At 62.5% G+C, this 12,638-nt stretch carries 12 protein-coding genes and 1 tRNA gene; 8 read left to right on the forward strand and 5 right to left on the reverse strand.

What is annotated here, in order from left to right; genetic code table 11:
• The first annotated feature begins 117 nt into the window (after window positions 1-117).
• The 3 genes from ppc (at window position 118) to V5738_RS06675 (ending at window position 3,910) form a co-directional block, all read left to right on the forward strand.
• Entirely contained in the window at window positions 118-2,913 is a 2,796-nt protein-coding gene (gene ppc, locus V5738_RS06665) for a phosphoenolpyruvate carboxylase (protein WP_423823648.1), read from the forward strand.
• A 47-nt stretch (window positions 2,914-2,960) separates the two neighbouring features.
• The gene (locus tag V5738_RS06670) at window positions 2,961-3,434 is read left to right on the forward strand and encodes a hypothetical protein (RefSeq protein ID WP_423823649.1); all 474 of its coding nucleotides are present in this window, start codon (window positions 2,961-2,963) and stop codon (window positions 3,432-3,434) included.
• Window positions 3,435-3,517: 83 nt separating this feature from the next.
• Window positions 3,518-3,910 (forward strand): hypothetical protein, encoded by a 393-nt coding sequence (locus V5738_RS06675; protein ID WP_423823650.1) that lies wholly within the window; start codon window positions 3,518-3,520, stop codon window positions 3,908-3,910.
• Between the two features lie 45 nt (window positions 3,911-3,955).
• On the opposite strand, the gene V5738_RS06680 is transcribed toward V5738_RS06675, so the two are convergent.
• From V5738_RS06680 to dacB, 5 genes are all read right to left on the reverse strand, one after another.
• Entirely contained in the window at window positions 3,956-4,156 is a 201-nt protein-coding gene (locus V5738_RS06680) for a SlyX family protein (protein WP_423823651.1), read from the reverse strand.
• Between the two features lie 2 nt (window positions 4,157-4,158).
• Complete coding sequence (locus V5738_RS06685) at window positions 4,159-4,578, reverse strand: HIT domain-containing protein (protein WP_423823652.1); 420 nt, start codon at window positions 4,576-4,578, stop codon at window positions 4,159-4,161.
• Between the two features lie 508 nt (window positions 4,579-5,086).
• Window positions 5,087-5,569: a GNAT family N-acetyltransferase gene (locus V5738_RS06690; RefSeq protein WP_423823653.1), complete on the reverse strand. Its 483-nt coding sequence runs from the start codon at window positions 5,567-5,569 to the stop codon at window positions 5,087-5,089.
• Between the two features lie 272 nt (window positions 5,570-5,841).
• A tRNA-Leu gene (locus V5738_RS06695) sits at window positions 5,842-5,928 on the reverse strand.
• Between the two features lie 173 nt (window positions 5,929-6,101).
• Window positions 6,102-7,589 carry a D-alanyl-D-alanine carboxypeptidase/D-alanyl-D-alanine endopeptidase gene (gene dacB, locus V5738_RS06700; RefSeq protein WP_423823654.1) on the reverse strand — a complete coding sequence of 496 codons (1,488 nt, stop codon included), beginning with the start codon at window positions 7,587-7,589 and terminating at the stop codon, window positions 6,102-6,104.
• A gap of 113 nt (window positions 7,590-7,702) precedes the next feature.
• Between dacB and tgt the strand changes: the two genes are divergently transcribed.
• The 5 genes from tgt (at window position 7,703) to V5738_RS06725 (ending at window position 12,569) form a co-directional block, all read left to right on the forward strand.
• Entirely contained in the window at window positions 7,703-8,839 is a 1,137-nt protein-coding gene (gene tgt, locus V5738_RS06705) for a tRNA guanosine(34) transglycosylase Tgt (protein ID WP_423823655.1), read from the forward strand.
• A 99-nt stretch (window positions 8,840-8,938) separates the two neighbouring features.
• Window positions 8,939-9,271, forward strand: coding sequence for a preprotein translocase subunit YajC (gene yajC / locus V5738_RS06710; RefSeq protein WP_423823656.1), 333 nt, complete (start codon window positions 8,939-8,941; stop codon window positions 9,269-9,271).
• 46 nt (window positions 9,272-9,317) lie between these two features.
• Complete coding sequence (gene secD / locus V5738_RS06715; RefSeq protein WP_423823657.1) at window positions 9,318-11,171, forward strand: protein translocase subunit SecD; 1,854 nt, start codon at window positions 9,318-9,320, stop codon at window positions 11,169-11,171.
• Window positions 11,172-11,192: 21 nt separating this feature from the next.
• On the forward strand, window positions 11,193-12,134 hold the full coding sequence (gene secF, locus V5738_RS06720) for a protein translocase subunit SecF (protein ID WP_423823658.1): 942 nt from the start codon (window positions 11,193-11,195) through the stop codon (window positions 12,132-12,134).
• Between the two features lie 12 nt (window positions 12,135-12,146).
• Window positions 12,147-12,569 carry a GFA family protein gene (locus V5738_RS06725; RefSeq protein WP_423823659.1) on the forward strand — a complete coding sequence of 141 codons (423 nt, stop codon included), beginning with the start codon at window positions 12,147-12,149 and terminating at the stop codon, window positions 12,567-12,569.
• The last annotated feature ends 69 nt before the right edge of the window (window positions 12,570-12,638 follow it).

Below are 12,638 nucleotides of genomic sequence, written 5' to 3' on the forward strand. Positions count from 1 at the left end.
TGCGCACCCGGGCCAAGACCGGGGTCGATCGATGTGCCCGACACCCACGGTCCAGCATCGATGGTCGGGCTTGCTATGATCGGGGACAGGTACGAACGAGTTCAGGTAACGACACCGATGAACCCAGCGATCAATGAAAAGCATCCGGCCGCCGGCCAGGCCGATCTGACCGAGGCCGACCGCGAGCTACGCGCTCAGGTCCGACGGGCCGGAGCACTGCTCGGGGATGTGCTGCAGTCACAGGCCCGCTCGGAAGTCTTCGATACGGTCGAGACCCTGCGGCGCGGATTCATTTCGCTGCGCGAAGCCGACGACGACCAGCAGCGCGCCCACCTGATGTCGGTGATCGATTCGCTATCGGCGGAAACGATGACCGAGGTCACCCGTGCCTTCACGATTTATTTCAACCTCGCCAATCTGCTCGAAGAGCTGCATGCGCATCGGACGCGGCGCCGGCTGGCGGCAGACGGCAATCCACAGTGGCTGGGTTCGTTCAACCGGACTTTCGCCGATATGGCCGCCCGGGGGGTATCGCTGGACGAGGCGATGGCCAGTCTCGAAGAGCTGGCGTTCATCCCAGTGTTTACGGCCCACCCGACCGAGGCCAAGCCGCGTGCGGTGCTCGATGCGCTGCGACGTATCTTCGAGTGGTTCCACGAACTCGCCTTCGGCCATCCCGACGAGCTCAAGCGCAGCGAGATCGAAGAACATATTCGTCAGAATATCCAGGTGCTCTGGAAAACCGAGGAGCTACGGGGCTCACGGCCGACTGTCGAAGACGAGATTCGCAACGGGCTGTACTATTTCCGGGCCTCGCTGTTCACCAGCGTGCCGCAGATCTATCGCAACCTCGAAAAAGCGATCGCCAACAGCTACGGCGAGAAAGTCGATGTGCCGCCGGTGCTGACCTTCGGCTCCTGGATCGGCGGCGATCGCGACGGCAACCCGTATGTGACCGCCCGCGAAACCCGCTATGCGCTGCGTCTGCAGTCGCGCGAGATTCTGTCGGAATATCTGCGGCGGATCGACGAACTGTCCAGCCGGCTGGCGTTCTCAGCGCGCTGGTGCCAGCCCAGCGACGAGTTCTGGGCATCGCTGGAAGCCGATGAACAACGCATCGCCGCGCATACCGGCATGCGCCCAGAGCGCTATGCGGCCGAGCCGTATCGCCGCAAGCTTTATCTTATGCGCCGGCGAATTTCGGCGATGGTCGACCAGATCCAGACTGAGCTGCGGCTACGTGCCGAGCGCAGCGAACGGCCGCCGCTGGCTTATATCTCGGCCGCCGATCTGATCGACGATATCCGCATCATGCGGGAGTCGATGATCGAGCACGGCGATGAGGCGATCGCCAACGACCACATCAAGGATTGGCAGCGTCTGGTCGAGACCTTCGGCTTCCATCTGGCGCGGCTGGATCTACGCGAGGAATCGACCCGCCATACCCAGTGCCTCCAGGAGCTGATGTCGGCGCTCGACATCGAGGCCGACTACGCATCGCTGGATGAAGCCGGCCGGATCGAAGTGCTCAACCGCGAACTGTCGCGCGAGCATATGCCCGAAATCGGGCGCGTGGATGTGTCTTCTGAAGTCGAAGATACGCTGGAAAGTTTGTCCGTGGTTCGCGAGTTCACGCGTACCCTCGGCAACACTGCCTTCGGCAGCTATGTGATCTCGATGACCCATAGTGCGTCGGACGTGTTGGCCCTGGTCTGGCTGATGCGCATGACCGGGGTCTACGACCCGGCCGGCGAGGCGCCGCCGCTGGCGATTGCGCCCCTGTTCGAGACCGTGGCTGATCTGGAACACATCGAACCGGTGCTGGACAAGCTACTGGCCAACGACCACTACCGCGCCTTCGTCGAGGCCGGGGGCGCCGATGGCCGGCTGCGCCAGGAAGTCATGCTCGGCTATTCCGACTCCTGCAAGGATGGCGGCATCATGACCTCGCGTTGGCAGCTGTACCGCGCCCAGCAGGAAGCGGTGGCCCTGTGCGAGCGCCACGGCGTGGACTGCGTGCTGTTCCATGGCCGTGGCGGCACCGTTGGCCGCGGCGGCGGCCCGACCCATCAGGCGATTCTGAGCCAGCCGCCGGGCACAGTGCGGTCGAAGACCAAGTTCACCGAGCAGGGTGAGATGATCTTCGCCAAGTACAGCAATCCGGAAACCGCGGTGCACGAGCTCACCCTGGGGGTGACCGGTACCCTCAAGGCCAGCGGCACCCAGGCCTCGGATGCCGATTTTTCAGAGGTGGCCGGGCGGCTGTCCGACAGCGGCGAGAGTTTCTATCGCGACCTGACCGAGAATACCGAAGGCTTTTTCGATTACTTCCAGGCGGCGACACCGACCGCCGAGATCGGCGCGCTTAATATCGGTTCGCGGCCGGGCTCGCGCCCGTCCCAGGCCAAGCTGGATAAATCCTCGATTCGGGCGATCTCCTGGGTGTTCGCCTGGGCCCAGTCGCGGCATACGCTGCCCGGCTGGCTCGGCCTGGGCACGGCGCTGACCGAATCCGGGGTAGAGACCGAAGAGTTGCAGCGGCTGTATCGCGAATGGCCGTATTTCCGCACCATCATCGACAACGTGCAGATGTCGCTGGCCAAGGCCGATATGCCGATCGCCGCAGAATATGCCCGCCTGGCTGACGAGCATGCCCATGTCTTTGACTATATTCACGCCGAATACAATCGGGCTGTGAAGGGGCTGCTGGCGATCACCGGCGAACCCAAGCTGCTCGATGACGATCCGGTGTTGCAGACCTCGCTGGATCGGCGCCGGCCGTATCTGGATCCGCTCAACCATATCCAGATCGCAGCCCTTACGCGCTATCGTGAAGCCGGCGATCGCGTCTGGCTGGATCCGGTGCTGCGCTCGATCAACGCGATCGCAGCCGGCATGCGCAATACCGGCTAGCGCATCGCATGGTGGTTCGAGGGCTATGGTCTGGCGCAGCTGTTGCAATGACGGTTGTGCTGGCGCTTGTTGTCGGTGCGGCGGGTGCTGCACCGGCCGCCGAAGACACGACGGGCGATATCTCTCGGCCGTTGTATCTGGAGATCAGGGGCACAGCCGAAAGCCAGGCCGTATTGCCGGATGATCTGATCGAGGCGATGGCCCGGGAAGTGATTTCGCCCACCGGCCGCGCCGTGCTGACCACCGACGACGATGCGTTGCCGGCCGGCGTGCAGGTGTTGCGCCTGATGGTGCTGGTCAGCCAGCAGAGCGACGAGGCCGGTGCTGCGATGTCCGCGGCTGCCACGACCAGTCTGCTGGTCATGCCGGCCGAGGGCGGTTCGGCCCGGCTGGTCTATCAGGGCATGCAGCAGGAGTTGGCGACCGGGCCTAGCCGGCAGGTGGCCGCGCACACGCTGCGCGACCACTTCAAGCAGGCGTTGCAGCAGCGGGTACGGGCTGCACTGGATTCGGGCCGCTGACAGCAACGCATACAAGCCCGCCATTGCGGTCAGCGTCGCTGTTATCCTTGGTCACCAGTTTTAAGAGACAAGGAAGAATGACCATGGCTGAAAACATGCCCGAAATCCAGATCGATGCCGACAACATGTTCCGCGAAGAATCCTATACGGATCTCAAGGTGGGCAGCATCCGCAAGCTGATTCCGGTGACCCGCGAGGGCGAAGACGACGACTCGCGCGACGTGCGCTATGAAGGTTCGGCGAGCCTGATGACGCCAGCCGGCAGCCTGCCGCTGTCCTTCGATCTGGAAGCGGAAAATTTGTCGGCCGCGATCGACAAATTCCCGGATGCCGTCAATAGCGCAGCTGAAAAGGCGATCGACGAGCTCAAAGAAATGCAGCGTCAGCAGAGCCAGAAGATCCAGGTCCCTGGCCAAGGCGGTGGCCAGGGCGGCTTTGGCGGCGGCGGCCAGGGCGGCGGTCGCATCCAGCTCTAGTGACTGCTCCGAGGTTCGGCCTGTGGGCTGCCACAGGCCGGGCTCTCAGTAATGCGGCGGCGCCTGATCGGCGCTTTCGGACTCGCCCTCGGCCAGTCGCTGGACCCGCTGTTCGAGTTGATGACAGCGTTCGGCCAGCCGTTCGATCTGGCGTGCCTGCTCGTAGAGCTGCTGGCTAAGCTGTTCGATCGTATGGTCCTGATAGGCGATCCGGACCTCGAGTTCGTCGTGTGATTCGTGGGTCATGTTCAATCCGAGTAGGGCACGAGATTCAGGTGCTGTCCGAGTGCCGCACGGATGGCCTCGATCGTGGCGGTCTCGTAAGCGGGGCCGTCGGCGGGCAGGCGCCCCCAGACCGGCGCTGGCCAGCAGGCATCGCTGCGATGCCGGGCGATGATATGGATATGCATCTGGGCGACTTCATTGCCCAGCGTTGCCACATTCATCTTGTCGGCCGAAAACCATTCAGCAGCCCAGCCGCATAATTCCCGAATTTGATCGTTGACGCGCTGGTATTCGGCATCGTCGAGTTCGTGCCAATCGAGCGCATCGGTGTCGGGGACCAGAATCAGCCAGCCGACCGCTGCCTGACGATGCAGCAACACGCTCGCGCGATCCATCGCGCCGAGCCGATGACAATCCGAATCGAGACGGCTGTCGATCGTCATCTGCGGTTTTCGGGGCCGGGCGCGGCCGCTATCGGAGGCGCTATCGGATGACGCTGTTGCAGAGCTATGAGCCATAGTATTGAACGAGCAGGTTCGTGGAACGGGGAAACACCGGTCTGAGACACCCAATCGCCGACCGGATTCCTCGGATCGCTATGAGCCGGTGTGGCCAGCGCAACGGTTACCGAGCGGGGCGATAGGCGCTCCGAGTCTGCGCTGGGTCGTCTAGGCAGTCTGGAAAACTTCAGATGGGATAGGCAGGACCTGTCGATGCGCAGACTACGAACCACATGTCGATTCGTCCAGTCCGCAGTGCGCTCAAATAAACCCGGGCCCCAGGGCCAGCCGTCGGACTCGGTTAGCGGCATACGAGCGCGACTCTAGCAGCCCGATGTGCGGTTCGGGTCGGTTGCGCCTTGACGCTCGGCCAGGGCGAACGAACGCCTTGGCCTGGGGCAAAGCCAAGCTGGTCCGTCGCGCAAGCAGGTACGCCAGGCTGTCGCTGGGCTCAACGCCCACTCAGCCGGCGGCGTTCGGCCAGCTCAAGAACCATCTCGGCGCTCGGTTCAAAACCGATGCGTTCATATATCGCCCGGCCGTAATCCGAGGCCAGCAGGCGCACTTTTTCGATCGGCTGGGTTTGCAGCCAGTCGAGGGCAGCGTCGACGAGAGCCGAGGAAAGGCCGCGGTGGCGATAGGCCGGCAGCGTATAGACATCGCCGATAAAGCCGTAGCGGGATTCGCGGAAATAGCGATAGGGCAGGTCGGACTTCATGAACGCGCCTGCCATGGCAGTGATCGTGCCGTGCTGGCGGGTAATGCAGTGTACGGCGTCGCCGCGCTGATAAAGCTGCGCGTAATCGGCGACCACGAGAGCCTGTATATCGTCGTGCAGCCAGTGGCCATGCCCGTTTTCTTCGAACATCGCGACTTTGAGGCGGGCGATTTCCGGTAGATCCTGTGGTGTGGCGGACTGAATGTCATCCGGCATGCAAAACTCCTCGAAACTCACGCTGCGATGCGGTGCCAGGTGATCGGCGCGGCGATACGCGGCCGCTGGAATAGCATGCCGTCGATCGGGTTGAGATGGCCTGCCCGATTCAAAACAGCGTGCGTTCGGCGGCTTGCGCTGGCAGACAGAACGCCGTTGTCGGAACAGCCGCTGGCTGTATCGCACCGCACGACTCGCGCGGGTCAAAAAAAAGCCCGACATGCCGAGGCATGCGGGCTTTTCATGTCTGTGCATATCCCTGATAAAAGGGATGGTGCCCGGGGCGAGACTCGAACTCGCACTCTGTCACCAGAATCGGATTTTGAGTCCGACGCGTCTACCAGTTCCGCCACCCGGGCACGGCGACGTGCGGAGTATACCTGCGACCGGCCATTCGGCGAAAGACTCGATTTTGCTCGGCTGCTCGGAACGGTGCCAGCGAGCCGATCAGCAACCCGGGCACCGGCCGGCCTGGACTAGGCTGGTCGCGCGCTGGGCAGGCTGTACCCCAGGTAAGTGACACGCCAGTCGATCAATAATTTGCCAGGATCGCTTCGAGATCGTTCTGGTAGGCCGTAACGGTTTGATGATAGGACAGGTGCCGGTTGCGCTTGGTGCCGTTGATGATGATGCCGTAGGCCGCAAAGCCGCCGTCCGAGAGCCGGAAATAACCGGCCAGGGCACGCACGGTCACCGGCTGGCTGAGGGTGCCGGTCTTGGCCACGAGACGCGTTTCGAAATCGAAGTTGCCACGTTTGAGCGTGCGCGACGGGGCCGAGACCGGCACCGGCAGGCTGCCGTAGAAGGCCGGGAACAACGCATTCTGGTGGAACATATAGGCCAACAACGACACCAAATCCCGGCTCGAAACACTATTGCCCAACGACAATCCACTGCCACTATCGAAGCGGGCGTTGCCCAGCGACTGGCCTGCATAGGCGGATTCATTGGCCCGTTCGGATAGCGACTCGAGTGCCTGGGCCGCACGCGGCAGTGTCAAGGGCCGGTTGTAACCGCTATTGGCTGCGACGTCGAGCGTGAGCGTGTCGGCCATGTAATTGTTCGAATAAGCCATCATCGGGATGAGCTGTTCGGCCAGAGATTCGCTTTTGACCTGGGCCAATGTACGCCCGGCAGCATCGATGTTGCCGCTGCGGGTGCTGACCTTGCCTGCAACGTGAATGCCGGCATTGGCCAGCATGGCCGACAACACGCGAGCAGTTTCCTCGGAGGCACCGGTCACGGCGCGCTGGACATCGTAAGGGTCGTGGTCGACCGGCAGCGAACCGCGCAGATGCAGGGTAGAGCGGCCGCTGTCGTAGGTCCGCCAGACCGCCAGCCCGGCTTTGGCGCCTGGGGCGACGGTATCCACGCCGTTGTCTACCGAATAGCCGGGCAGGTCGTTCGGGTGCAGTACCACGCGTGAGGCATGGCCGGCTTGGTCGGCGGGATAAACCGTGGCGCCGACCGTGCCGAAGTTCACGCCGGCCGCAGACAGCGGCGCGCTATAGGCATGCGAGGCGCGATGCTTGGCACTACAGCGGTCTTGGGTCAGACAGGGCACATCGCCCCAGAGCCCGTCGTCGACGACCAGATCGCCGGTGACCTGGTCGACCCCCCGAGCCTTTAAGCGGGTGATCAGCTGGTGCAGATGCCGATTGTCCAGCGACGGGTCGCCGCCACCGACGAAGATCAGATCCCCATGTAGCGTGCCATTGCGAATCGTCCCAGTACTGGCTAGACGCGAGGTGAAACGGTGGTCTGGGCCAAACTGCTGCAATGCCGCCGAGGCCGCAAACAGTTTGCTCACCGACGCTGGGCGCAGCCGCTGGTCGGGGCTGATGGCAGCGATGGTGTGCATATCGCGCAGCCGAACCACCAGGGCGGTCACCTGGGCCTGTTTCGCTAGGGCGCGCAGGCGCGGTAGATCCGCGCTTGCAGCATGGGCTGCGCCTGCTGTGTTCGCTGCCAACAACGAAACAATGACGAATAGACCGAGGCAACGAGCGAGTCGCGGCATGAAGCGGATCCGGCGGAATAGGGTGGGGTGCACGTTTAGTCTAGCCATAGGATTGTGAACGACTCAATCACGTCCATCGACGCGAGCGGTCTGCGCGTCTAGACTGCGCCGCCATGATTTACGAACCTCTGGGCCGCGCCGGCGAGGCACGCCGCGGCCGACTCCATCTGCCCCATGGCACGGTCGAGACCCCGGCGTTCATGCCGGTGGGGACTTACGGCAGCGTCAAAGGCATGACCCCCGAGGAATTGACCGACCTCGGTGCGGAAATCGTGCTCGGTAACACCTATCATCTGATGCTGCGCCCGGGCACCGAGATCGTTTCGGCTCATGGCGGCCTGCACGACTTCATGTACTGGGAGCGGCCAATCCTGACCGATTCCGGCGGCTTCCAGGTTTGGTCGCTGGCCGAGATGCGCAAGCTGACCGAGGACGGGGTTGCCTTTCGTTCGCCGCTGGACGGCTCCCGCCAATACTTGTCGCCCGAGCGTTCGATCGAAGTCCAGCATGCGCTGAACTCCGACATCGTCATGTGCCTGGATGAATGCACCGACTACCCGGTGTCGAAAGACGATGCCGCCAGTTCGATGCGACTGTCGATGCGCTGGGCAGCCCGTTGTCGAGCTGCCCATGGCGATTCCGACAACAAGCTATTCGGCATTAACCAAGGCAGTGTGTTTGCCGATCTGCGGGCCGAGTCCATGGCGGCGCTGGTCGAGATCGGTTTCGATGGCTATGCGATCGGCGGAGTCTCGGTGGGCGAAGGCTGGGAGGACAAGGCCGCGGTACTCGATGGGGTGCTGCCGTTGGCGCCGGCGGATGCGCCGCGCTACCTGATGGGGGTGGGCACGCCAGCCGATCTGGTGGCCGCAGTGGCCTACGGGGTGGATATGTTCGACTGCGTCATGCCCACCCGCAACGCCCGCAACGGCTATCTGTTCACCCACGACGGGGTGGTCAAGATCAAAAACGCGACCCACAAGCACGATACGTCGCCGCTCGATCCGGCCTGCGATTGCTATACCTGTCGCCACTACAGCCGGGCCTATCTGCATCATCTGTATCGCTGCGGCGAGATTCTCGCTGCGCGCCTGAACAGTTGGCACAATCTGGCCTACTATCAGCGCCTGATGGCACGTATCCGGGGCGCGATCGAAGCCGGGGATTACGACCGCTTCATGCGCGAATTCTTCACCGGGCCGGAAGGCCACGGTACGCCACAGGCCGCCCACGGCGGTTATTCGAACTAACCGAATCGACGTATCAGGTCAGCCGCATGGCCTGTGGCATACTGTGCGGCTTGTCTGCGGCGGCAGCCGCGTTATTCATTGACGAGGGCCAAAAAAACTATGGATTTCCTAATTCCTCTTGCCCATGCCCAGTCGGGCGGCGGCGCCGAAGGCGGCAGCGCGATTTATTCCATCGGCATGATCGTCGTGTTCTTTGCGATCATGTTCTTTCTGGTGATTCGGCCCCAGATGAAACGCCAGAAAGAACACAAGAAACTCATCGACAGCCTCGAAAAAGGCAATGAGATCGTGACCTCCGGCGGCGTGGCCGGCCGGATCCGGCAGGTCGGTGAAAACTTCCTGCTGGTTGAGATCTCCGAAGGCGTCGAGGTCCGGGTCCAGAAATCTTCGGTAACCAGCGTGGTGCCCAAGGGCACGATGGACTCGCTGTAGGCTGGCCGCGCCAGCGACCTAGCGTTTTGCGACTGATCGGGGCCTTATGAATCGTTATCCGCTGTGGAAATATCTGCTGCTGGTTGTCGTGCTGGTAGTGGGCATGCTGTATGCACTGCCCAGCTTGTTCGGGGAGCAGCCTGCAGTCCAGATTTCCCGGGTCAATGGCAGTGACGCCACGGCCCAGCTCGAAAACCGCGTACAGACGATCCTGTCGAACGCGAGTCTGGGCGCCCAGAGCGTGACGCTCGAAGACGGGCGACTGCTGGCGCGTTATGACGACACGGATACCCAGCTCAAGGCCGCCGGCGCGTTGAAGCGACAGCTGGGTGACGATTACACGGTGGCATTGAACCTGGCCCCCTCAACTCCAGCCTGGCTGCAGGCGATCAATGCTAAACCCATGTCACTGGGGCTGGATCTGCGCGGGGGCGTGCATTTCCTGCTTCAGGTCGACATGGATACGGTGTTTGATAATACCTACGATCGCTATGCGCGCGATCTCCCGCACTATCTGCGCGATCAGTCGATCCGCTATCAGCGGGCGTTTCGCGACGGCCGGGCGATCAAGCTGGTCTTTCCCAATGCCGAGTCGATGAACAAGGCCGAGGACGCCTTGCCCGATCAGTTCGGCAATCTGGAGTTCAAGCCGGCCCAAGGTGCGAATAACACGCTCGTGGCCACACTCAGCGAAAACCGCGCCGACGATATCCGCAGCTTCGCACTCGAGCAGAACCTCACGACCCTGCGCAATCGTGTCAACGAACTCGGCGTGGCCGAGCCGTTGGTTCAGCGTCAAGGCCAGGATCGGATCGTGGTCGAGCTGCCCGGTGTTCAGGACACGGCCCAGGCCAAGCGCCTGCTCGGCAAGACCGCGACCCTCGAATATCGGCTGGTGGCCCAGGGCCAGAACCCGCAGCAGGCCGAGCGGACCGGCGATATCCCCGAAGGCACCGAGCTGTATCACAGCAAGGACGGTCAGCCGATCCTGCTCGACGACGACGTGATCGCCTCGGGCGACCAGTTGGTCGATGCCTCGGCCGGTTTCGATCAGCAAAGCAATCAGCCAGCAGTATTCGTCACGCTCGACGGTCAGGCGGCGAGCAAGATGTTCGATATCACGTCTTCGCACGTCGGCGACCCGATGGCGGTGCTCTATACCGAGACCCGGTTTGAGACCCACTACGAAGACGGCAAGAAGGTCACCACCCAGCACGAAGACCAGCGGGTGATCAGTGTGGCCAATATCCAGAGCGCCTTCGGCAAGCGTTTCCAGACCACGGGGCTGCAGCGTGGCGAAGCTCACGATCTCGCATTGCTGCTGCGCGCCGGGGCGCTGGCCGCGCCAGTCAATATCGTGCAGGAGCGTACGATCGGCCCGAGCCTGGGCGCCGACAACATCGCCCAAGGTGAGCGGGCCGTCGTGGTCGGCTTCCTGGTCGTGGTGGCCTTTATGGCGATCTACTACGGCGTGTTTGGCTTGATCGCCGATGTGGCGCTGTTCATGAACCTGGTGCTCGTGGTCGCAGCGTTGTCGTTACTCCAAGCCACTCTGACGCTGCCCGGTATCGCCGGTATCGTGCTGACCATCGGTATGGCGGTCGATGCCAACGTACTGATCTTCGAGCGTATTCGAGAGGAGTTGGATGCCGGTAATTCGCCGCAGTCGGCGATCAAGACCGGCTACGACAAAGCGTTCACCTCGATTTTCGATGCCAATATCACCACCCTGATCGCTGCGCTCATGCTGTTCGGCTTCGGCACCGGTCCGGTCAAGGGCTTTGCCGTGACTCTCAGCCTGGGCATCGTGACGTCGATGTTCACGGCCATCGTGGGTACTCGCGCCATCGTTAATCTGGTCTATGGCCGCCGTAAGCGGCTCAAGAAGCTCTCCATTTAGGGCGGCGGAGACTCACCGACTATGCGTCTGATCAAGTCCAATACCTCGATCGATTTTGTCGGCATGGCGCGCTTTGCCGTCATCGTGTCGGCGGTCGTGCTTCTCATTTCCTGTGCTTCGCTGGCGATCGGCAAGCTGAGCTTCGGCATCGACTTCACCGGTGGTGTGGTCGTGCATGTTCAGTATCCGCAGGAGGCCAATCTCAATCAGGTTCGGACCGCCCTGGATGATGCCGGCTACGACCAGCGTACGGTGCAGCATTTCGGCAGTGCCGATGCTGTGCTGATCCGGCTGCCGGCGACCAGTGGCAAGGAACCGGCCACAGTAGGCGACAAGGTCATGGCCGCGCTCGATTCCGGAACCTCCGGAGCGAGCCTGCAATCCGTGGAGTTCGTCGGGCCGCAGGTCGGCAACGAGCTGATCAACAAGGGCGGCCTGGCGCTGCTCTATACCGTGATCGCGATCCTGATCTACGTGATCTTCCGCTTCCACTGGAAGCTGGCCACAGGCGCGGTAGTTGCACTGGTCCACGATATCTTGATCACCCTGGGTGTGTTCTCGCTCACCCATATGGATTTCGATCTGACCGTGCTGGCTGCGCTGCTGGCCGTACTCGGCTATTCGCTCAACGATACGATCGTAGTCTTCGATCGGATCCGCGAAAACTTCCGGCGTATGCGCAAGGCCACGCCCAAGGAAGTCGTCAATGCTTCGGTCAACCAGACCCTGGCGCGGACTCTGATGACCTCGGGCACGACCATCATGACGCTGCTCGCGCTGTTCTTCCTCGGCGGGCCGGTCATCCATGGTTTTGCCGCGGCATTGTTGGTCGGCATCATAACCGGGACTTATTCCTCGATCTTCGTGGCCAGTGCCTTGGCGCTGGGCTTCAAGATCAATGCCCACGATCTGTTCCCGCCGAAGGAAGAAGACGCCGAAAAGGCCGCCAAGGTCACGCGCTGATCGCGACGGCCAATGGCCTCGACTGACACCACGCCTGCCACCGGCCGCTGTCGCTGCGGTACGGTGCGCTGGCGGGTCGATTCGCCAGCGCTGGCGGTATCCTATTGTCACTGCGCGGACTGTCGCCGGGCCACCGGCGCGCCGGTCACGGTGTTCGTCGGCTTCGCGGCCGAGCGGATTAGCTTCGAGGAGGGCCGGCCCCAGGCTCATAGTCGGCACGCCGGTGTCGAACGCTTGTTCTGTGGTGGCTGCGGCTCACCGATCGGCTATCGCGACGCCGGCCTGCCGGGCGAGCTGTATTTCTATCTCGGGGTCATGGACGAGCCGGAGCGCTATCGTCCGCAATGTCACGCTTTCATCGACGAGGCATGGCGCTGGCTGTCGCTCGACGACGATTTGCTGCGGCACCAGGGTCTGAGTCGGGCGCGTCAATAGCGTCGGGGCAACGGCCGGCGAGGCGCCCATTCCAGATTTACAGGGCAGGGTCTCGCAATGCCTATCTGG

It is taken from the genome of Salinisphaera sp. SPP-AMP-43 (assembly GCF_049568105.1).
Classification (GTDB): domain Bacteria; phylum Pseudomonadota; class Gammaproteobacteria; order Nevskiales; family Salinisphaeraceae; genus Salinisphaera.